The following is a 24,019-nucleotide window of genomic DNA, read 5'->3' on the forward strand; positions in this document are numbered from 1 at the left end:
CCTATTATGGAAATGAATTATGGTTAAGGGCTTAAAATTATTATTGGCGAGTATATTTATCATCGGCATGATGAGTAGTTTTGCCAGTCAGGCCGATTATGGAGGTTACTCATGCCACTTTATGCAAGGATTTACCGGCGATGAAACAAAAATTTCTTTTGGCGGTAATATCATAGTGTCAAAAGATCATCCAATCGGGACAACCATCAAAGAGGTGTTTTTAGACCAATTAAACAGAAAGGGCTATATCGCTCACTGTAATTTTCGAGTTCCTACGTCATGGGATCCACCCGACTTTCCGAAGGCACACTACAACTATGATGCTATTTATGAATCAGGTGTACCGGGTATTGGTATTAGAATAAATAATTGGGGACCGACTGGTTATGGTATTGACTGGTTTCCTAGGTGGTCTGACAATCCATTTACATGCTCCCCTCCTCAAAGAGCTAGTCAACCATATTATTACTGTGGTGAAACATGGGGATATTTAACAGTACAATTAATCAAAATTGCACCAACCACAGGTTCAGGAAAAATTGAAGGTAGGATTCTGACCCGAGCCAGAATGGGACATAGTAATATCATTCATACTTTTTATTTAGAACAAACGAATATTATTACTCCTATTCCGAGTTGTTCCCTAACACATAAAACAACTCTCGTTAATATGGGGGAAGTTAAAACTAGTGAATTTCGCGGTATGCATAGTGCTACTCGGACAAAAGACTTCAACTTAGAGCTGGACTGCGATGCAAATGCAAAAGCCACTATGAGACTGGATGGACGTCCGGCAAAAAATGGTTATTCTAATATCTGGGCATTGGATCAAGATAGTGACAACGTCACAGCAAGAGGCGTGGGTTTACAAATTATTTTTCTCAATCGATTCTTATCGCAAGGTGAATCCATTGTCCTTCAGCCCAGCGATCAAGTAAGACATTTCTCTCTTCCGATGCAAGCCCGTTATATTCAGACTGAAGCACGGGTAACACCGGGTAAAGCCAATGCAACAGCGACGATTACACTGACTTATCAGTAAATAATATTTTTTCTTTATTACTTTTCAGATGGTTGCATGAATTGGCATGCAGCCATTTTCATACTCATTCGCGAATAAATGAATTCGGTGTTCGTCAGGATCGAGAATGGTAAAAATAAATACAGGGGCTTGTAGATCCTAATTATTAAAATTCTACAGCCCCTAAACTACTACGAAGCAATATTCTCCATCGCCTGCACAATACGCTTATCAGATATCGGATAGGCTGTACCCAGCTGTTGAGCAAACAGGCTGATACGCAGTTCTTCAATCATCCAGCGGATTTCTTTTACTTCCGGTAACTGTTTTTGCTGAACAGAAAGCTTAGCCAACCATTGCTGCCATTGTTGCTGAATATATTCAATCCGACTCATATGCGCCCTATCCCTGTTTATATCAATAGCCAGTTTTTCCAAGCGGCGTTCAATACCATTCAGGTAACGCAATACATCTGCCAGACGTTTCCAACCGTGGGCGGTGACGAAACCTCTAAAGACCAGACCGGAGATTTGCGCTTTGATATCAGATAGTGCTAATGCCAGAGAGATATCGACCCGCCCTTTCAGGCGTTTATTAATGGCGAATACCGTTGTCAGGATCTGCTCGACCTGTTTGGCAATCTCGACCACTGCATCATTCAAATCAGCCCGAACTTTATCCTGCAAATCTGAAAATGCCTGTTCATTCCATGCCGGGCCACCATTTTCTGCAATTAATTTGTCCACACCGCAGGAAATACAGTCATCAATCAAATCCAGAACTTTTCCATATGGGTTAAAATATAGCCCCAACTTAGATTTATTCGGCAGTTTTTCATGCAGGTATTTTATCGGTGATGGAATATTCAGCAACAGTAACCGACGGGTTCCTTCCCACATAGCATTAAGCTGTTCAGATTCAGTTTCAAACAATTTAATACCGATACTGTCTTTTTCATCCACCAGCGCCGGGAATGCTTTAACCGAATAGCCACCTCGTTTCTGCTCATAGCGTTCAGGTAATTCGCCAAAACTCCAGATATGCAGCCCGCTTTGTTCAATACCATCATCTGCTACGGCTGAAAGTGTTTCCTGTACTTTATCTTTCAGTTTCAGCTTCAGTGCCGAAAGATCTTTTCCTTCCGCCAGCGTTTTGTTTTTCTCTCCAATAATACGGAAAGTCATTTTCAAATGATCCGGAACCTGCTCTAATTGCCAGTCATCACGTGACAACGTCACTCCTGTCATGCGACGAAATTCTTTTTCAAGACTTTCCAGTAATGTTGCCTGTGGCTGAGTTACCCGCTCCAGAAATGCCTGTGCGTAATTAGGTGCTGGTACGAAATTACGGCGGATCGGCTTCGGTAACGATTTAATTAATGCCACGACCAATTCATGACGAATTCCCGGAATTTGCCAGTCAAATCCCTCATCTCTGACCTGATTTAATACTGGCAATGGAATATGCACCGTGACCCCATCAGCATCTGTCCCCGGTTCAAACTGATAAGTTAAACGGAATTTTAAATTATCCTGATACCAGTAATTGGGGTAATCCAACACACTAACTTTATTGGCATCTCCTTTAATCAACATGCTCTTTTCAAAATTGAGCAATTCTGGCTGATCTTTGCTTACTGTCTTCCACCAGCGGTCAAAATGACGGGATGAAACTACGTCCTTGCCAATCCGCTGATCATAGAAGCTGAATAATGTCTCATCATCCACCAAAATATCCCGACGGCGGGATTTGTGTTCCAGCTCTTCGACTTCTTCACGTAATTTGAGATTAGCACGGAAGAATGAATGGCGGGTTTGCCAGTCCCCTTCCACCAGCGCATGGCGGATAAATAATTCGCGGCACAGCATCGGATCAATCTGACTGTAATTGACCAAACGCCCCATCACTATCGGCAATCCATATAAAGTGACTTTCTCTGATGCCATTACCGCACCCTGAGATTTTTGCCAGTGTGGTTCACTGTAATGACGCTTAATCAGATGCGATGCCAGAGGCTCTATCCATTCTGGTTCAATGCGGGCGGCAATGCGTCCCCAGAGGCGGCTGGTTTCCACCAGCTCCGCCACCATTCCCCATTTAGGCGGTTTTTTAAATAATCCCGACCCCGGAAAGATGGAAAAACGGGCGTTACGGGCACCGGTATATTCCTGTTTCTCGACATCTTTCTGACCGATATGGGATAAAAGCCCGGTCAGTAACGCAATATGGATACTGCGGTAATCCGCTTCCTGGCTGTTAACCGGAATACCAATTTCTTTGACTACCTGCCGCAATTGCGTGTACACATCCTGCCATTCTCTGACACGCAGGTAATTCAGATAATCCTGACGACACAGTTTGCGGAATTGAGAACTGGATAGTTCTTTTTGCTGTTCTGTCAAAAAATCCCACAATTTCAGGAAAGCGATAAAATCTGAGTCTTTATCAGCAAAACGGCGGTGTTTTTCATCCGAAGCCTGCTGTTTTTCCAGCGGCCTTTCCCGCGGATCCTGAATGGATAATGCCGCAGTAATCACCATGACTTCACGCACACAACCATGTGTTCGGGCTTCCAGCACCATGCGAGCCAAACGGGGATCGATCGGTAACTGCGCCAACTGCCGCCCCATTTGCGTCAGTCGGTAAGTACCATCGGTTGAAGACTCTGTATCGATAGCACCCAGCTCTTCCAATAATCGGACACCATCCTGAATATTACGTTTATCCGGCGCTTCAACAAACGGGAACGCACTGACATCCCCCAATCCAATCGAAGTCATCTGCAAAATAACGGATGCCAGATTGGTACGCAGAATTTCAGGATCAGTAAATTCGGGACGGGATAAATAATCATCTTCGGAATAGAGTCGAATACAAATCCCGTCAGAAACACGACCACAACGACCTTTTCGTTGATTAGCTGATGCCTGAGAAATTGGCTCTATCGGCAAACGCTGAACTTTGGTTCGATAACTATATCGGCTGATACGCGCATAGCCAGTATCGATAACATATTTAATGCCCGGTACAGTCAATGAGGTTTCAGCTACGTTAGTGGCTAAAATAATTCGGCGCCCGACATGAGACTGGAAGATCCGGTTTTGTTCGTTATTGGAGAGACGAGCAAACAGAGGCAAAATTTCGGTATGCTTAAAATTCTGCTTACTAAGTGCATCGGCGGTATCACGGATTTCACGCTCTCCGCTCATAAATACCAGAATATCACCCGCACTTTCGCGGCCTAATTCTTCTACCGCATCAATGATAGCTTCTAGCTGATCCCTATCGTTGTCATTATCATCCCCTGTTATTGGCCGATAACGAACTTCCACCGGGTAAGTGCGACCTGAAACTTCAATAATAGGCGCATTACTGAAATGACGGGAAAACCGTTCAGGATCAATGGTTGCAGAGGTAATAATCACTTTCAGATCGGGACGTTTCGGCAATAATTGACGCAGATATCCCATAATAAAATCGATGTTCAGGCTACGTTCATGGGCTTCATCGATAATCAGTGTATCGTACTGTAATAACAGTCTATCCTGCTGCAATTCCGCCAGCAAAATACCGTCAGTCATTAATTTGACCAGTGTATTCTCACTCACCTGATCATTAAAACGAACCTTATAACCGACCGCTGAACCCAGTGATGTCTCCAGTTCATCGGCAATACGGTTGGCCACTGAACGAGCCGCTAAACGGCGGGGTTGAGTATGCCCGATAAGCCCTTTAATCCCCCTGCCAAGTTCAAGACATATTTTAGGGATCTGGGTGGTTTTACCAGATCCTGTTTCACCAGCAATAATAACAACCTGGTTATCCCTGATCGCTTTATAGATATCATCTTTTTTCTGGCTAACAGGCAGGTTTTCAGGATATTTAATCGTAGGACATGCCGTTTGACGATTAATAACTTTTTGTTTTGCTGTAGTAATATCCGCAGCAATAGATTGTGCTACAGCCTGTAAGGAAGCCTGATTTTTTATTTTTGCAGCTCCCTGTAAACGTTTTCTTAAACGGAACTGGTCACGCAACGGCGTGTGCTCAAGTTCAGCGTATAATTCAGCAATCGTCGCTGTTAAAGGTAATTCCACTGTGATAAATCCTTGTGACGTTCTTAATTGAGTAGTGCTGTTTTTCTGAAACACACTTTATTGTCAAAATTTCTTTTACTATCAAGGTATTCTAGTAAATTGAGTTATAGGATAGGGTTTTATAACTGGGCTATCAGAAGTGTAACATATCTTGAGTATTTCAATGTACTGCATATAAACGCATTTATTTCCCTCATCTTTCAGGTTAAAAACCGATGACTCAATCTGATGTTCAATAATTTTGAATACTAACCTCGAAATATTGCGCTATTTACTGAATGACAATCCCATTAAAATGCCTGACCTATAGAAACCATTGACAGTGTATTAGTTACAGTAACGAATTAAGGAATGAAAAATGAGTAAATTACTGGTTCTGAAATCCAGCATTTTGGCGCAAAATTCACAAAGCAATAAAATGGCAGATAATTTTATTGAGCAATGGTCCGCCAGCCATGCAGATAGTCACATCACCATCCGTAATTTAGCTGAGGAACCAGTTCCGGTACTGGATGGGGAACTATTAGGTGCTATGCGCCCAAGTGGGGCAGAACTGACAGAGCGTCAAAAAATGGCGATGGCACTATCTGATGAATTGATCGCCGAATTAAAGGCACATGATGTTATTGTAATCACTGCGCCAATGTATAATTTCTCTATTCCTGCACAATTAAAAAACTACTTTGATTTGATTGCTCGTGCTGGTATTACTTTCCGCTATACTGAATCAGGCTCAGAAGGCTTGTTGAAAGGAAAACGTGTTATTGTGCTAACCACCCGTGGAGGCATTTATCAGCAAACACCAAAAGATTTGATAACTCCATACCTACAGATTTTCTTGGAGTTTATTGGTATTACTGATGTTAAATTCGTCTTTGCAGAAGGGATTGCGTTAGGCGAAGAACTGGCACATCAGGCACACCAAAACTCTCACAATGCAATAATTGAAATTATAGAAAAAATAAAGCAGGAACAATCTGAAGAAATCGCAGCCTGATTCTGTTGTTACTACTGGTGCGTGCCAGCCTAAAAATGGCACGCTTTATTTCTTCAACCAGTTGCCATTAATACCGCGCACATATTCCCCTGCTCCTGCACGACTAACCAGCTTTTCACCCGCTATTCTCGCCACTTGATCGGTAGTTATATTATTTTGCGCCGCAATCTCCGCATACTTTTTTTCCCGTTCACTATTGATTTGCTTAACTACGGAAAGTGCATCCTTAGTATTCCTGACAGGAGCCAGATATCCGCTGAATGTTTCACCTACCAGACCTTGTTGTTTTGCTTCATCCAGCGTCATACTCATTGCAAAAGAGCTAAACAGCAGGCTTAACCAAAGTATCACTCCTGTTTTTTTCATATTCTCACTCCTTAGAATAAGTCAGAGTTATTTTTGAGCATATCTTCAATCTGCCGATCGACTTTAATATGAATTTCATGTTCAATTTTCACATTCATATTAATATTGATGGGCTTATCCGGTGTTGCAACTTCCAGCCTGATACACCCAACCAAACCTACGCAAATTAACGCCATGCCACCAATGATCATCGTTAATCTGAACCCACGCTTTGTTATCATTTATTATTACTCCCGGTTAAAAACACCAAACTATTCCAGTTCAGCGATAATTCTACGGTACAGAGCAAAGTATTAAAACACAGTAATCTCTTAGGGAATTCGAAACTCATTGGATATAGAACTTTTTACCTATAATTTCCACTTGCTTTTTTCTATGCAGATTGCTAAAAACTTAAACATTATGAAAATTAAATCAATCTTCATTCTGGCCATGCCAGCTCAACAAACTACCACCACCGAAACCACTAGGTTGTTCGGGGGGTAGTCTCGACAGAATTTTTAAAAACCCTCTGAGCGACTCGCCAGAGGGTTTTTTCATACCTGCCTTATGCGTTTCGCTCAGAGTTTCATAACAGGAGAAGCTATGAAAACTCATCGTGAGATTGCACAACAACTTGATTTGTTTCATTCAGAACCCCAAGGGCCGGGAATGATTTTCTGGCATCCGAACGGCTGGCGGCTATTTCAAAATATTCAACAGCATATGCGGAAAATTTACCAACAGCATGGCTTTCAGGAAGTCCGTACACCTCAGTTTTTGAAAAAAGAGTTATGGCAGACTTCAGGTCATCTTGCTATGTACAAAGAGGATATGTTTTTCGGCGGTGGTCAGGAAAGTATGTCGGATTATGCCTTAAAACCAATGTCCTGCCCGGCGCATATTTTACTGTTCAAACGTGGTGTGCATAGCTACAGGGAACTCCCCATAAAACTGTTCGAGTTTGGTTTAGTCCATCGTAATGAACCCTCTGGGGCATTGAATGGCTGCCTGAGATTGCGCCAATTTACTCAGGACGATGCCCATGTCTTTTGTACATGGTCACAAATTCAAGCTGAGGTAATTAATTTTCTGAATAGAGCTAAGCTTGTGTACAGCCAGTATGGTTATCATCAACTTTTAGTCAGAATTTCTACTCGGCCAGAGTCTGCTCTCGGCGATAAAATTTTATGGCAGAAAGCTGAACAAATATTAATTGATGTATGCCGAGAGCAATCTGTTGATTTCGAAATACAAATCGGTGAAGGCGCATTTTATGGCCCCAAAATCGAGCTGGCTCTTAAGGATAATATGGAACGTGAATGGCAGTGCGGAACAATACAGCTGGATTTTAACCTCCCGGAACGCTTCGATATTGCTTATACAAATTCGTCCGGCGAGAAAGAACACCCGGTAATTTTACATCAGGTCATATATGGCTCAATAGAGCGCTGGATCGGCGTGTTACTGGAAAGCACTCAGGGCGCATTGCCAGAATGGGTACATCCATTACCCGTTGCAATCGCAACAGTGTGTGAAGCAGCTATCGATTATGCCAATGCACTGGTCTGTTCACTCAATTCTGCGGATTTACCTGTATTAACTGATCATAGTAATAGTTCTGTTGCTCATAAAGTCAGGCGATTTCATCAGTTGAAGATCCCCAATATTCTGATTGTCGGAGAGCAGGAAATGAAAACAGATCAGGTTGCTCTGCGTCGGGGGAAAATTATCTCTAGTGTGGGGAAAGAGCAGCTGCTTGAGCAGTTAATGGTTTACAGGAAAGCGTGATAACTTGAAAAGTTGGCCATTTTTAAATCAATGACCAACTTTTGTAAAATTATCAATGTTAACTAAATCAATCATATTAATGATTATCACTATTGTCAGTATCATCTCCCATATTAGTTCCAGCGATAAGCTGTGTAATATACCAGTGGCTTTCACTCTGATCTTGTCTCAGAAAATATTGGTTTCCGTCAATAGAAAATGGAATCATATATTGGTAATCTGTATCCCATTTATTTTCACCTTCAATTTGAGCTTCAGGTACTCCCCCACTCTTTATATAACTGATAAACCAATAGTTATCATAAAATCTTTGTCCTGCGTAATAATGTGTGCCACCAATATAATACGCAAATTCTGGATAATAATAATATTCCCAAGTATTAGACATGCTTTGCTCACCTACTGTCCCATCTTTATTCAATTCATAAGCAAAAGCCTTCAGGCTAGGGTCTTTTGTGTGTATATATATATATTCCTTATCTTCCATTGAAAAAAAGAATGTAGCTCCATAGAAACAATCCCAGCTTTTTTCCTCTGTTGGAGTTCGTACCATTTTTCCATCAGGAAGGATTTTTTGTATAATATAAGGATATTGACCATTATCATTAATATCATTACTGTGAAGATAAATAAATTGGTCTTTACCAGACCTATATGCAAATCCCACATCATAACTACAATCATAATAATCATGATCTACAATTACTTTATTCCCTTTTTCATCCAACTTTGCAATTATCCAATAGGACTTATAGGCACTTGTGGATGAGTTAATAAAAACTTTAGCTAACCCAAAAACATATTGTTCGTCTCCGAGGGTAAAAGGAAATAATAAATCATAAAAATTAACCCACTTCTGGCCAGTAGAAACTTGCTCTCCCTGTAACCCACCTGTAAGCAGCTTATGTACACTTACTAAGTGATCACATTTACGCTGACGCAAAAGATACGTATGATCACCAATAGTATAAACAAAGATCGTTCTAATGTATTGTCCATCACTGGGAGGTGAAGCCTCACAATCCAGATTAGCTTGAAAATTGATGTTTATAATTGTTGGTTCTGCTTTACTGCCATCCATTACACCAGTAAGAGTGACCGTTTCACCTGCTGCATTTGTGTCATAAAGTTCAAAGTTTGCATTTCCTTTTGAATCCGTTTCTATAGAAGTAGCCTGAGTAATTTTATTCTGTTCAAATGACGCAGCTCCAGTAATACTCAAGTTTAATTTTCGATTATCGAGGTGAACCACTGGACCGGTTCCTGTCAGAATAGCCTGAACCTTATTACTCTGTATACCATCAGCCATTGCGTAATCACCAATGACATTAAAATTAAGTGCGTAGTGTGCTGTAGCTTCAAAGTGGTAAGGTTGATGACCAATTGGGTTACTATTCTCTTGAAAAGAGACTGTTAATTTTCCATCACCGCCTATATCTGGGCCCACTATAAAAACAGAGGTTTCCCCAGAGCCATCTGTACAACCAAGTAATTTTTTTTGATCTGTGTCCTGACCGTTAACCACAAAACTACCTAGTGTGCATTCAAAAATTAAGTTTAATTCAGGCATTGCTATTGATGATTCGTAAGCCAGGATTTTAATTTTAATCGCAGGCCTTCCTTGGAAAAGTTTAATTGATGGAAAAAAATTAATTGAAATTTTCATATTATTTTACTCAAAGTGTAAGGGGGTCGACAAAAACAATAGTATTATTAATTTGTTCTATAGAAATACCCTTGACATTAATAGTAAAAGCACTCCGCACTGCTTTAAATGATGTTAAATTATAGACTAACACTTTATTTTTATCAGGATTAGGTATTTCCAGAACATTATTACCACCATTAATTTTAATATCTACACTCTCAAATTCCACTATAATATCAGTGATTTTATCTGATGATATTTTAATAAGAAGAAAACACTGACACATACCATCAGCGACACCATAAGAGCTATAGGTATAAGTTAGCCCCTCATCTGAAGATAGCATCCAAGTTGAAAAATCCAAAGGAACTTTATATGCAATAACAGGATCTTCATAATTAAGAATTAGCACGCTATTTTTAGAAATATCTTCACTATAAATATGAAGATAGCCAACCCCTTTCTCATTTATATTATCCAATACAATATTATTTTCACCATCATTATCACCAAAATAAGCATTCGTTAATCGTGCATGAATTGGTTTACTATTTGAACCCGTATATATAACTGCTGTTAAAAAAGGCTTTATATCTGCATGTTCACTATCAATAGAACCAATATTTTTGGTTGTTTGCACTTTAACATTGACAGTATCTAAATCATTAAAAATAAAAACGCTCGTATAATCAGACTCTATACCCTTACCAGGGGCAGAAAATTTGGCAATAACCGATTTAACCTCCAAAAAATTAATTCCATCTATCTTGAATGTATAATCCACATAACCATTTGTTATATCATCGCCATGTAATGTAAGTTGGCCAGAATTTAGCTCCTTCACTTGTTCATCAAAATCCCCCAAAAATTTAGCTGAAATAACTATAGAATCATAATTAACCAAACCTTTAAATTTAGCCCGAACTCTTACTCCTCCTTCTAGATTAATATCATGTAAGTACAACTTTGATTTTTTAGCATCACGGAAAATTATTTCATTATCAGATGAAGCCATATGACCACCCCCTATAATTGTGACTAACGACGTTTTAGAATAAAGATGTTCTTTATGTAAATTTGTCACTGTGTATTTAGCTTCACATACTCCAGATATGTCTATTTTATTTACATCAAACAATAAAATATAAAAATCACGTTCTGGCTCTTCTGGTGTTATATGATGGGTAATACTTTTCACTTTGGCCTTAGTGTTATTTTTTAAGTAAATTTCTCCATCTATTTTATCTAATACCTCTACTCCTTGATATTTATTCACTTTCATCATAATATAGTTAGTGCACATCGCTATGATTTCAGGAACGTTAATTATTCCATCTGAATTTTTTTGAGGAAATTCGGGTCGTGATAAAGTATCTTTATTGTTCATAATCCACCTCTATGAAATTTATTTCAAAATATAACAATATAACCTGACCAAATTCCGCCATAAGTTACATCGCTATCATCATCATGACCAATTTGATAATCAAAAAAAATCTCTCCATCACTATAGGGAAATGCTAGATTGTTCTTTAATAATTCATAAGGTATATTAAATTTTAATGTTGCTGTTTTACCACCTATTTTATCTGGTTGATAGGGCATATTATCTGTAAAAACGTGTTTTACCGTTCTGGTGCTTGAATTAATATATAAAGTTAAAAAAACTTTTGAACCCAATTTAACCTTAGACCCATCGCTATTATCATTAGTGCCTATAATTCTGACAAACAAACCTGCATCATCTGGATTTTTGGCATGATCAGATGTATTATTGTTAATAATAGAACCTCCCTGCTCTATTATTTCATCAGAGCTAGAATAAACCTGACAAGGCTCGTACATTCTGTAAATATCTGTCCACGGTTTATTTGGTCTTCCTCTATAAATAACATCTGCATGGCTGGATTTAGCTATTACATTCCCACTTGATTTAATTAATAAATAGGATAATTTTGATAGCTCATCTTTATTTAAAATAAAATAGGGTAACTCCATTAAACATGGATTATGTTGATTTATATTAAGTATCCTAGAATAGGATTTATATTCATTATTAACAAAAAACAACAAAAAATCGCCAAGCTCATAATCATCACACGGGGATATATCTACCCAAAATTTACTTTCTCCATTTGACGTTAAATTATCGCCAATGGCCGTAACAACGATTAGAGGTTGCCGGTAAATTTTAACATCATCAACAATTATAAATATAGGTTTTTTCGCAAATTTAAAATCAGTTGAGTTTGGTATTATAGAAGACAATTGAATAACTAGTGATAGAGATTTTTTCGGAAAAATATAAAACTCCAATACTCCTTTCTCATCTGAGTTTACGAAAAATCCCTGATAATTAATAAATTCATTAATGTCTATTCTTGTTACTTTATCCTTATGATAAATATCAACTTCTTCCAACTGATTAACAATGTTAGATTTTATAAATACAGGCACTCCTGACAATACTCCGCCATCTTCATCTCTTATAACCGTATGAATTTTAGTTAATATAGAACCGACTTGAGAAACATTAAATGATATCGGAATAGACAAGAAACTATTATCAACATTTAGTCTCAATGAATCAGGGTCGATTTTTTTTGCGGTATATTGTAATATATTGGATTGAAAACCATTTAACGATGTTTTAACTCGGAAAGAAATTTTTTCATTTTCCAATAGTGTATTGGATACAGTTAAAGTGACCGTTGCTGTAGCCTTTTTTTTATTACTTTCTATAACCAGAGGAATATCATCGAGTGGAACAGTAATGCTTTCATTTCCATAAAATGAAATTGTAGAATTATCATCTATATTTTCATTAGATGTCAGGGTTACTGTAAATAAAAAACTTTGCCCTATTATTAAATTACCCGTTTTAGGTAAAGAAAATCCCATTTTTCCAGCCATATTTTTATTTTCCTTTTTATTATAAATATTATATTGAAGAGCGCTGTTATAATCAGCGCTCATTTCTAATATTTTTAATGACTACTTTACTCACCAGGAACTGGGACTGTTTCAATGCTCGAATTCCATATGGCACCATGCTCTAACTTATCATCTTGATAAAACTGATAGTCAAAATATATATAACCATTCCCGTGTATATTAACTATATCATTATAGGGAATATGGAAAAAAATAGAGTTTTTATTACCAGGACCACCAATGTCAGCCAGCTTAATTTGTTGAGTATACGGTTTTTGAAAACTGTTTCCATCTGAGTTAATATACATTATCAGGGTAATATCTTTTATATCTAATGGAACAGCTTTTGTGCCTTCTGGCAAATTAATAAATTTAGGATCAGATCTTACAATCTCAATAAATATTCCACGGTGTGGATATCCAGGGTATTTCATTATGGCACCATAATTAATATAGTTACCCATACCTGATGGTATGATATTATCTGGCCCAACACCAAGGCTGGTATGAACTATACAAGGATTAAATTTTCTTTTAACGCCTGGATCTGGTTCATAAGGAATACCGCCTATATAATTTAATGTTAATACTTCAGAATAGAATATATCTCCACTAGTTTTAACTGCAGCATAAGAAAATTGAGATGATTTATTTTCTTTAAATATAGAATAAGGAAGAGGTATATTATATTGATCTAACTGCTCACTTAAATTATGTAAATGCACAGAATGCCCTGTATATTCACCATCAACAAAAAATAATATTGCATCATTAACAGCTGCTTGATCATAACTACTTACCATTGTATAAAATTCTCTTATTCCTTGGTCTGCAGATAAATCTCCCATAGTAAATCCATCGATAGTTGGATAGCCTATAGAATCCATATATCCCGGATCCTTATAATTGACAGCATAAATAATTTGTTTGGCCAAAACATCAGCTACATCATTTAAAATGATAGTCCTAAGAGTAAGGATGGCTATTTCTGACAATTTAGGATAGAGATAAAATTTAACTAACCCTGTGCTATCTGAGGTTAACATTAAGCCTTCACTTGGTCCTATTTTTTCAAGGTTAATATTAGTTGTTTCATCAGCTTTCTTAAATTTAAAATCTGTCATTTTATGTGAAACAGTTGATGTGATAAATACAGGTGTATAAGCCAATGACTTCCCAGATGTGCTTTTCAAAGTTGCAGTTATCGGCGTGAAATTATTTGTTTCTGATATCGGACCACCCTCTGGCAATACTGTTTTTAAAACCGGATTTGTAATAAAAAGTGATAATGATTTTTTATCAATTTCATTAGCTGTACCTTGAAATAGTACAGATGAAAAAGCAGCTCCACCAGACGTTGCCGTAGTATCTACATTAAATTTAATTTCTGAATTATCGGTTGTACCCTCAAGTACTGTAAATCCTAACTTTGCATTAGCATGTTTAAATGTAGGATCGTAGCCAAGATTAGCAGAAGGTTGATCAAATTGTATATTGGGACTTTTATTACTGATAGTTATATTTGCCGCCAAACTAATAGGTTTATCCGAACTTAATGTCACAGTAAAACTAACATGCTGGCCTATCACTAAATCAGCATTCTTATTAATTGAAATATCCATTGGTTTTTTTATATCAACTATAGCTGTTTTCGCTTTATCTGAAAATGATTTAGAGTGGAAATTAACTCCACCAGCAGTAGCATTAGTATCTACTTCAAATGAAATGTTTGGATTATTTATTGCGTTCGGAAGAATTTTAAATCCGAACGTTGCAGTTGCTGTATGGTTGCCCGGCTCGTAACTAAGATCAACAGAATCATGGTCGAATTTTATATTTTCACTATGACCTTCCTTGATTGTTACTTTTTTTTTCATTGCAATATTTTCACTTGAACTTAGTGTTACAATAAAGGTTATATGCTGCCCTATAATTAAGTCACTACTTTTTATTCCTGAAATTATTAGCGTGTTATTTGCAGCCATTGTTTAATTACCTCATTTTTAATGAATAATCATGAAGGGAAAATACATTCTTTAATGTAAACCACTAACATCTAACTCAATCCACATTAAAGGTATAACAACCCAAAAACCAATGAAAAAAAGTTATCATTAGATAACTTTTTTTCATTGGTAAATTTTATGTTATGTTATGTTATGTTATGTGGAATTTTATACTTGTATATAGCATAAAACAATCCCCTTTGACTTATTATCAAAGGTGTTTTTGTCAAAATCATAAATTCTAAACTCACCATTAGTAGAAGGATCGCTACTCTCTACTACAATCGTATCTCCCTCTACTTTCGTAATATCCCTAAAAACACCCCAATTATATAAATTACCAAATTCATTATACAAACTATAAATGTTAGCAGAATCAGAGACGTCCTTATCTAAAAACAGCTTAGGTATTTTATTAGCAACTGAGCCAGTGTTACAATGGATATCGCCAGTTACATTTTTATATCCATCAGCAGGCAGTTCCAGCATTTTAATGGCAGACATTTTGTATTCATAGAGTTGAATTTCTCCTGTTTGTTTTGTTATTTTAACTGTTATTGTGGCTGAACCTGGGGCAATAAATTCTATAGGCCCACTTCCAGTACCAAATGATAACATATTCGTGCCAAAGATAGGTGAATTAACATCAGATATACCATAAGTGATTTTATTTTCATCTTTATCAAAGGAGCCAGAGATTTCAGATTCTCTTAATTCCCCTCTCAAAGAACTAAAAATATTATTTGGATGACGTTTGCCATCTTTATTATCAAAATACTTATTTTTATCTGTATATTCATCATAAATATACAATACCGCAGGTAGAGTCACAGGCGTGAACGCCACTTCGTTCTCATTATTTGTTTCTACCTGTGGAGCATCAGATATTTTTAATGACACCTTCACGTTTTCAACACCAACTCGACTTTTTAGTCTGGCATACAAATAACCATCCTGATCTGTTGTAAATTTATCCTTGTTGGTAGGCGAATAAGCTTCCGGTTGAGGGAATCTTTCTTTTGGAATTTTTTCATGATCGTGCATCCACTGTACACCTTGGATAACTTGATAAGAAATGATTTTTTCCTTATCATTTTTATTAATGATCTTTGCCTTGTAATGAAATTCTTCCTGGCCATTACCCATCAATATTTTTTTGGAACCAATTAATTCAACACTAGCAATTTCGTATTCTGGCGGAACTATATTCATCATAGCTGAGCATGTCGGCGAAGCATGATTTTTGCCTTCAATATTCATACACGCTTTCACCTGCACAGACTCATGGCTAGTAATTTCTGCTGTCAGGGTACCGTTATTGGGATTTACTTGTTGTGGGATACTCGGTAATGGGGTTCCCTGTCGAGTAGATAGCTCGACATAAGATGGTGCATCGCTACCATCTTTAAGTTGCGGCTTAGTCCAAGAAAATTTAATTCCCTGCCCTTTATATACGGTATTATCTTTTTCACGCCAGACGGTTGCCGTAAGCGAGTATTGATCCTGTCTGCCCTTAACAGGTGAAGGTTCTATGGAGATTTCCGGCCAGATAAAATTAATAGATCCCTTTGATTCTCCTTGCCCATGATGAGCAACCGAAGCAATGATGGCAACATCAGTATTAGAAACCTCTGTGGAACTGGTTAATGTTGTCTTTGCTATTCCATTTCTATCGGTTTCTGACTGGGAGTGTGTAAATCGAAGATTAGAACTACCTTTAACTGACCAATTTACTATTTTTCCTGCCACTCCTTTACTATTCTCATCGCTCACTGTTGCCTTACAGGTATAGGTTTCGCTAACTAATACCGGCCTTTCACCACTAGTCGCTTCGCATACGACATCAATATTATCCTTTTCAGACTTAATTGATACCGGATCAGCGGTAACGGCAGCCTGATTTTTAATAGACAGTGAAACCTTTACACCACTAAGTGGTTTCGAGCTATCTAATGTAGCAATTAACTCTCCAGAATCATTTGTGCTATCTGCTTCTGTAGTTAACTTAACTGATTTCCCTTTATCATCGATTGCTTTCCATATTACATCTTTAATCGACTGCTTAATTAGCGGGTTACCCTGACGATCAACAACTGTAGCGCTGAATGTATAAGATTTTTCATCACCTACAATTAAAGGACTTTTAGGATTTACTGTCAGACCATCACGAATATGATATGGACTAAAACTTACAGAACCTATTGGTTGCTTTGTTGCTCCATCCAATTGTATGTAGACTTCAACTTTGTCATGTGGCTTTTCGCTGAATAAGATATTAGGTATTAATTGCTCTTTTTCATCTGTTAATATTGCAAGCTCACCATTCTCATTCGTTTTTGCCTGTTTATTATTCCATTCAAAATGTAAACCAGATTCATTACCTAAGGCTGGATTCGTACTCCAAATCACCTTATCAATTGTCGCATTCTTGACAAATTCTCCAGCAGGTAAACCTTCATAAGTAATAATAGGATTGCTAAATGTATATCCATTTTTTGCACTATCTGTCGTTTTTGGAGATTCAGGAGGAATAATATTTATTTTCCCATCCACTAAAAATTGCAAAACCCTTATAGGTACCTGAATAACTTTCTTTCTGTTCTGATTATCTGTAAATACGATATCAAGCATATAATCGCTTTTATGCGTTTCCTGATAAGTGGGCAACGTGACGACAATACTCTTTCCTGAATCAGAAGAAAGCTTTCCTTTGTTATTTTTAAATTCTTTATCTGTCACGAACCAGCCAATGTGTTTAATATTTGCATGAGATCGGATAGGTGCATTAATAGGTATCTCCTGCTGACCATATCCAATAATGGTATCCATTTTTAAAAATTCATCCTGTTCTCTTTTTTTATGATCTAAAATAATATTATTGTTTCTTTCTACCAAATCGTAACGACTACCCACTAAAGTCCGCATTGAGGCAACATTATCGGGTGATAATTGAGTATCCAGCGGAATCCCAAATTTATAATTTAGGTTTGCCAGAAACTGGGTTTCAGTATGACCTTTTTCACCCTGCCGATAATCAACACCGATAGTAACCAGTGGGATCGGAGTATATGTCAGGCCTAACTTAGCTTGACTGGGATTTTTCTGTTTCGTCTCGCTGTTGAATAAAGTGACATTATCACCAAAATATTGCTCATAGGTCAGCTTCATTCCCAAATTAGGATAAGCTGACAAGAAAAACTCACTATTGATATCATAACCCGTGGCAGGGCGCTCATAATAATCTTCAAAGTTCCTAGATTCTTGCCAATCACTTAAACGATGATAAACATTAGCGGAAAGTTTAGTATAATCACTCCAAATCTCCCCTCCCAGTCCGAGTCGTTGATTTCTACCAGTAACATCATGATCATAAAAAGTATTTAATCCATACATCCAGTTATTATCAAAATAGCGCCCCCCCAAACCTAGATTAATCGTATTTCTACTATCTTTATTACGATAACCCAGCTGAGAAAAAAGCAACCAATCAACTTTGTTATCATAAATTGGCAGTAAGATATCAATAGAGTTATTCTTTAGTGTCCATTCTCGGTCTAATCCTAAATTAATTTTGACAGCACCAAATTGTGATAACCATTTTTGAGCTTTAGAAGATACGGTACTGTTAAGTTTATCCAAAGCAAAGTACTCTGCTTGTTCGGTAAGCTCTGAATAAGAAGAAGATAAAACATGATTTACTGTTTGAATATTACTAAAAAGTACATTTGGCATATCAGTTTCTAAGGTGTCATTATTTTTCTGTGCATGAGTATAAAACTCTTCATATTTTATGTTCTCTTCCACAGATGCATTACTGAGCGTAGAAGGCATAAGTAACATATAAAGTAGCACAAAAAAAACGATGATCTTACTTGCGTATGATTGCATGTATAAACACCTCAAAAATTTTTATACCAACTTATCAGTTGAGACTTTCACTTAAATTTTAATCTCGTTAATAACATCCACGTATTACCATTAATAATATTAGTAAGAAAATTTAAATTAGCATCATTTAACGTAAGAATATCTATCACATAATCAGTACGCCATTCTGCTTTTTCCTAAAATTAATTAAGTAAACTGCCTCATTGCTCGAGCATATCAAGTGAATACTCTCGATCTGAAAAAGCAATATTTTTCTCTAACCATTCCTCTAAACTACTGCCAAATCGCAGGCTGCGCCATAGCTGAAAAATATTCTCTTCATGCCGGTAGCTCAGCCTGACTTCACGCTTTTTATCCACGACTGGATTAACACCGTTTATCTCTGAGTGCATGACCAAAATACCCAGATTATCCAGTGTTACATTCGCTTTAGAGTGGCTGATTTCCAAATAACGTAGCCAATCCATTGCTAAACCGGCCGTTAAATCATTTTTTCCTATTGAATCAACCGTATCTTTATCAAGCCTTAATGTCAGACCACCCTCGTTAGCGATCCAGCCCTGCTTAATAAGCCACTGCTTATCATTTAATAACAGCGGTAATTCACCACTGATTTTTCCTGACATAGCAAGTTGCTTCACTTTCAATACATGAAATAACTTACTCACATTCAGATGATTAAAACTCAGTACCGCAGGCTGTTTTTGTGGGAACTGTAATTTATCTAATTTGAGACCACCATCCAGCATATCAATATTCACATTGGATAATGTTAGTGGCTGAATCTCAGTCGGGGGATAATAACCCTGCAAATCGGCAGAAACATGATTCATCTCGAATAGGCTATTGATTGTTTTAACCCGTAACTGAACCGGCGATGTAATACCTAATTGCCAGGTTTGTTCCTGTAAACGCCACGGTAATACAAAATCCAGCCCGTCAATACTTCCATCTTTCAGCCAGATGCCTGCATTTTTGACTACCCAGTGCCCACCAGCACGTAAACCTTGCCCTTTTGCGGCAGAAAATGCTGCCTGCGCATAGATATTCCCGCTACGCACTGTAATCCCCAGATCCGCGGGAATAAGAGTCTGAAACGCCAGCAATGACTGCCTTGGCCAACGCGCCTCTCCTCTTAGCCTGACTCCATCCCAACGACCATAAATTGGAATCGGCCCTATTCCCTTAGCCTGCAATTTACCATTTAACATAAAATTATCAGGTGACTGACCCGTTACTGTTGCCCTGAAATTAACTGGCGGTAAAAAGCCACCGGAACGAAAATCAGTTCTCAAAGCAGAAAGTTGCAGTTCTCCCACTAATTCTGGCTGGGTTATAGAACGATTCCATATCAACGGCTTTATCAGCAGCAAACGAGGGGCTTTCATTTTTACAAGACCATAACTGATAGTATCAAACCCTGTATTGAGTTCACTTATCGCTATCTGTGACTGATTCCAGTTTCCTTTACCCGATATATCCCATTTAGCCTGCAACGGCGGTAAATCACCGTTCCCCCAATAACGCCAGTTCCAGTTTCCATGATCGGGAATAAAATTTTCGGCCATTCCATCAAAATGGAGTCTGAAAGTTCCCCAATAGTTTTCTTTTGCAGTGACTATTGCCTGTAAACGGCCTGTAAAACCATTACGGGTAAGGTAGGTTCCTGCCAAAGGTAATCTGGCTTCTTTGATAATAAAATTTTCGCTGACTTTCCCCCAGACACGGAACAGAGAACCGGGCTTGAATGTTATCTTCGGATCAGCTAATGAGCCTGTTATGACTGTCGGCAATGACATTGTCATGATCATTTGCTCACTATTCATCTGCCCTGTCAGTTGGAGAGGAATATGTGTATTTGTTAGGTTTACCCTTGTCGGTTGCATGGAAAGAACCACATTGCCCTTACCAAATTCTCCCTGTGTGATCAGATTCACTTTTCCACTAATCTGACTACCATTAAAACCTTTCTTCCAGTCTTCGAGAGTAAAATTAACTCTCCCGGATAATGGCTGCCCTGCTCCCAGCCATTGCCATTTACCGTGCTGGATAACAAATTGAGACTGATTGAACGACCACGGTAATTCAGCCCATATCTGCGGCTTACTCTTGTTGTTTTTGTCTAATTGGCTGGGTTCCTGAGTGATAGTGAATTTTCCATTCTGCCCTTTCCATTCCAGTAACATCACCAAAGGTTCAGGAAACTGCCCGATAGACAACTGCCCCGTTATTCTGCCCTGTTCCGGTAACTTGTTGATATCCAATGGCAATGAAAAACTACCATTCAGGCTAATAGTCTGGTGGGGTAATTTTGCAAAAAATTGGTGAACGTTCAGGTATTTTTTATCTGTAATATCAGCCGATAATTTTAACTGACTCCCCTGATAAGAGAGCGTTTGCTGGTGAGAAGATGAATCAAACTGAAGCTTTCCGGCAAATTCCTGCCACGGAGAAAGAGCAACATGGTCAATAACTAATTTAATTGCAGGAATGGAAGATAAGATCTCATCAACGGATACGGGAGCTGACTGCTTTTGCGTTGTCGGTAATTGTGACAAGCACTCACTCTGGCTATAAACATTAGCAACATGAATATCCCAATACTTGCCTTCTGCCCGTTGCTTTGGCAAATATCCGGCAGATAAACCAGATAACTTTATGAGTTCACATTTTTGTACCTGCACGGTTAGGCTATCAAGCTGTAATCTGTTATTTGTCCATTTGGGCTGAGTCAAAGAAAGCGTCATTCCCTGTGGTAACCAATGGCTGGCAATCAATGGTAACCAGTGAGAAAGAGTGAACCATCCTGTCAACACTAATAACACCAGTAGTATTACCATGACTGCGAACGCTTTTAATATCCTGATCATTTATTATCGAACTCTTCTTTTTCAGTCTGAATATAACTTCCTGTTATGATAATCTCATGGAAAACTATGAGTCGGTTTATTATACCGATGAATTTCAAGTTGCATCACCATGGCAAGGACGAAAACATAGCTCAAAACTATATGCCTAATGTATTTCAAGCCAGCTCATAGTGGCAAGAGAACAAATTTGCTTAGTCATCAAGGAGGAGGCTTGAAAAACAACAGGTAACTCTATGAACCGGAAAGTTCAATGAGTAGCTCAAGTAAAATTAAGCACCACACAGTCAATAAAGTACCGGAGATAAAGTTATGAAAGTTGCTGTTTACAGTACAAAGCAATACGATCGTAAACATTTTGAATTACTCAACCAAAAACTTGGCCTTGATTATCATATCGAGTTCTTTGATTTTCCCCTTAGCCCACAAACTGCTAAAAATGCTGTTGGGGCTGATGCTGTCTGTATTTTCGTCAATGATGATGGCGGACGTGAAGTCCTGCAAGAACTGGCAGAAATGAACATCAAAATTCTGGCATTACGTTGTGCCGGTTTTAATAATGTTGATTTAGATGCAGCTAAAGAACTCGGCATTCAGGTTGTTCGCGTACCGGCCTATTCACCGGAATCCGTTGCTGAACATACAGTCGGGTTAATGCTATGCCTGAACAGACGTATTCATCGTGCTTATCAGCGTACCCGCGATGCCAACTTCTCCCTTGAAGGCCTGACTGGGTTCAACATGTATAACCGCACCGCAGGTATTATCGGTACCGGGAAAATTGGCCTTGCTACCTTAAAAATACTGAAAGGTTTCGGTATGCACTTATTAGCACATGATCCTTACCCAAATAAGGAAGCATTAGAACTTGGTGTGAAATATGTGGATTTGGATACTCTGTATGCTGAATCTGATGTGATCTCACTACATTGTCCAATGACTCCGGAAAACCATCACTTACTGGATGAAATTGCGTTCAGTAAAATGAAAGATGGTGTAATGATCATCAACACCAGCCGGGGCGCATTGATTGATTCTGTTGCTGCAATCAACGCATTGAAACAACAGAAAATTGGCGCATTAGGCATGGATGTATATGAGAACGAACGCGATTTATTCTTTGAAGATAAATCAAATGACGTTATTCAAGATGATATTTTCCGCCGTTTATCCTCCTGCCATAATGTCTTATTCACAGGCCATCAGGCATTTTTGACAGAAGAAGCATTAACCAGTATCAGTGAAACAACGTTACAAAGTATCCAACAATTAACTTCTGGTGAACCCTGCCCGAATCTCGTTGGATGAAGTAATAAACATCAGGAGATAAAATGAACAGAGCGATTCCGTTAGCGGTCGCCATCTTGTTACTTACAGCATGTCAATCCACAGGGGTAAGTGCCACAGGAAATGTAACTGCCAGAGATTTGCAGCACCATAAATTTGCGTTAGTCAGCGTTAATGGTGAGAATGTATCCAATAAAGAAGATACAAAGCTATCCATCACATTTGGTAAAAACATGTTTGTTTCCGGAACAATGTGTAACAACTTTATGGGAGTAGGTGAATTAAAGGATAATGTTTTAATCGTCAACAAATTGACTAAGTCCGACATATTCTGTGTTAATGAAAAGCTCAACAAATGGGATCGGGTCATTATTGATATTCTGGCCCACGGCGCAGCAGTGAATTTAAAAGACAGGCAATTAACACTGAAAAATAACAGAAACAAGCTGGTTTATACTTTGAGAAAACCGGCTCAATAATGCAATAAGCTAAAGTTATTTTATTCTTTGTCATCGATATTATAGAGTTCAAGATGCCTCGAAGAAAAAAAGGGAACGTGGTTTTCCAGTCAGAGACTGGCCTCTTAGCCATTCCCTGGAGCATAGATAACCGCATGTTTATAAAACGGTAACTCGTGCAGCCAACAAAAAGGCAACTTGAAAGACGAAGAATTACAGTTAAAAAAATCAGGATTACCCGCATATGTCGGGTAATCTGTTTTCTAATAACTGATTACCTAACAAGAGTGTCTGTCTTATTTGTCATCGTCAAATTCTACTTTAATTCTGATGGCAGATGGACACTTTTCATCTAACGACTGGCGATAGCGAGTACAACCACGCATAAACTACGGCCAGTCCGGGACTTCAATTTCTGTCTGTTTATATTCTGGCAACAATCCGCATAAATCAGGATGATACCAGCAAAGATCATGGCCGGATGAATCTCTGTGCTCTCTTATTCCTTCCCTGAGTTTCTTGATTTCTTCAATTAATTGCTCTTTCGATATATTATTGAGATCAGAGTCAGCCAAATTCTTTCCCAAAATAAAGCTCCTGCAATAAATAATGTTACTGTTCAAATGTAAAAAAACCTCGCCAAAGCGAGGTTATAAAACCTATATCATAATCATTCATTA

General features: G+C 38.0%; 15 protein-coding genes. 5 read left to right on the plus strand and 10 right to left on the minus strand.

The features are described from left to right. The first annotated feature begins 19 nt into the window (after nt 1–19). Entirely contained in the window at nt 20–1,042 is a 1,023-nt protein-coding gene (locus AACS92_RS04370; RefSeq protein WP_099110121.1) for a fimbrial protein, read from the plus strand. A 170-nt stretch (nt 1,043–1,212) separates the two neighbouring features. Here the strand turns inward: AACS92_RS04370 and hrpA are convergent, their stop codons facing one another. Then, the gene (gene hrpA / locus AACS92_RS04375) at nt 1,213–5,118 is read right to left on the minus strand and encodes an ATP-dependent RNA helicase HrpA (RefSeq protein ID WP_099110122.1); all 3,906 of its coding nucleotides are present in this window, start codon (nt 5,116–5,118) and stop codon (nt 1,213–1,215) included. A 358-nt stretch (nt 5,119–5,476) separates the two neighbouring features. Between hrpA and AACS92_RS04380 the strand changes: the two genes are divergently transcribed. Then, the gene (locus AACS92_RS04380) at nt 5,477–6,115 is read left to right on the plus strand and encodes an FMN-dependent NADH-azoreductase (protein ID WP_099110123.1); all 639 of its coding nucleotides are present in this window, start codon (nt 5,477–5,479) and stop codon (nt 6,113–6,115) included. Nucleotides 6,116–6,160: 45 nt separating this feature from the next. Here AACS92_RS04380 and AACS92_RS04385 read toward each other — a convergent pair whose 3' ends face one another. After that, nucleotides 6,161–6,481: a YdbL family protein gene (locus tag AACS92_RS04385; protein ID WP_099110124.1), complete on the minus strand. Its 321-nt coding sequence runs from the start codon at nt 6,479–6,481 to the stop codon at nt 6,161–6,163. An 11-nt stretch (nt 6,482–6,492) separates the two neighbouring features. Continuing rightward, on the minus strand, nt 6,493–6,672 hold the full coding sequence (locus AACS92_RS04390) for a YnbE family lipoprotein (RefSeq protein ID WP_241537946.1): 180 nt from the start codon (nt 6,670–6,672) through the stop codon (nt 6,493–6,495). A 394-nt stretch (nt 6,673–7,066) separates the two neighbouring features. Between AACS92_RS04390 and thrS the strand changes: the two genes are divergently transcribed. Then, nucleotides 7,067–8,251 carry a threonine--tRNA ligase gene (gene thrS, locus AACS92_RS04395; protein ID WP_099110126.1) on the plus strand — a complete coding sequence of 395 codons (1,185 nt, stop codon included), beginning with the start codon at nt 7,067–7,069 and terminating at the stop codon, nt 8,249–8,251. A 76-nt stretch (nt 8,252–8,327) separates the two neighbouring features. On the opposite strand, the gene AACS92_RS04400 is transcribed toward thrS, so the two are convergent. The 6 genes from AACS92_RS04400 to AACS92_RS04425 form a co-directional block, all read right to left on the minus strand. Next, nucleotides 8,328–9,917 carry an Ig-like domain-containing protein gene (locus AACS92_RS04400; RefSeq protein ID WP_099110127.1) on the minus strand — a complete coding sequence of 530 codons (1,590 nt, stop codon included), beginning with the start codon at nt 9,915–9,917 and terminating at the stop codon, nt 8,328–8,330. Between the two features lie 10 nt (nt 9,918–9,927). After that, nucleotides 9,928–11,286, minus strand: coding sequence for a hypothetical protein (locus AACS92_RS04405; RefSeq protein ID WP_099110128.1), 1,359 nt, complete (start codon nt 11,284–11,286; stop codon nt 9,928–9,930). A 23-nt stretch (nt 11,287–11,309) separates the two neighbouring features. Then, on the minus strand, nt 11,310–12,812 hold the full coding sequence (locus AACS92_RS04410) for a hypothetical protein (RefSeq protein ID WP_153044761.1): 1,503 nt from the start codon (nt 12,810–12,812) through the stop codon (nt 11,310–11,312). An 86-nt stretch (nt 12,813–12,898) separates the two neighbouring features. Continuing rightward, entirely contained in the window at nt 12,899–14,818 is a 1,920-nt protein-coding gene (locus AACS92_RS04415; RefSeq protein WP_099110130.1) for a hypothetical protein, read from the minus strand. 189 nt (nt 14,819–15,007) lie between these two features. Next, complete coding sequence (locus AACS92_RS04420; protein ID WP_099110131.1) at nt 15,008–18,727, minus strand: inverse autotransporter beta domain-containing protein; 3,720 nt, start codon at nt 18,725–18,727, stop codon at nt 15,008–15,010. A gap of 200 nt (nt 18,728–18,927) precedes the next feature. Next, nucleotides 18,928–21,597, minus strand: coding sequence for a YdbH family protein (locus AACS92_RS04425; RefSeq protein WP_099110132.1), 2,670 nt, complete (start codon nt 21,595–21,597; stop codon nt 18,928–18,930). 309 nt (nt 21,598–21,906) lie between these two features. Here AACS92_RS04425 and AACS92_RS04430 point away from each other — a divergent pair, with 309 nt between their 5' ends. Together AACS92_RS04430 and AACS92_RS04435 are read left to right on the plus strand one after the other, a co-directional pair. Beyond that, nucleotides 21,907–22,902 (plus strand): 2-hydroxyacid dehydrogenase, encoded by a 996-nt coding sequence (locus AACS92_RS04430; RefSeq protein ID WP_099110133.1) that lies wholly within the window; start codon nt 21,907–21,909, stop codon nt 22,900–22,902. A gap of 23 nt (nt 22,903–22,925) precedes the next feature. Beyond that, nucleotides 22,926–23,360 (plus strand): META domain-containing protein, encoded by a 435-nt coding sequence (locus AACS92_RS04435; RefSeq protein ID WP_099110134.1) that lies wholly within the window; start codon nt 22,926–22,928, stop codon nt 23,358–23,360. A gap of 368 nt (nt 23,361–23,728) precedes the next feature. Here AACS92_RS04435 and AACS92_RS04440 read toward each other — a convergent pair whose 3' ends face one another. Beyond that, nucleotides 23,729–23,926, minus strand: coding sequence for a hypothetical protein (locus AACS92_RS04440; protein ID WP_206602246.1), 198 nt, complete (start codon nt 23,924–23,926; stop codon nt 23,729–23,731). Nucleotides 23,927–24,019: the final 93 nt, after the last annotated feature.

Origin of the sequence: Xenorhabdus sp. KJ12.1 (genome assembly GCF_963876495.1) — a bacterium.
GTDB classification, from domain to species: Bacteria; Pseudomonadota; Gammaproteobacteria; order Enterobacterales; family Enterobacteriaceae; genus Xenorhabdus; species Xenorhabdus stockiae.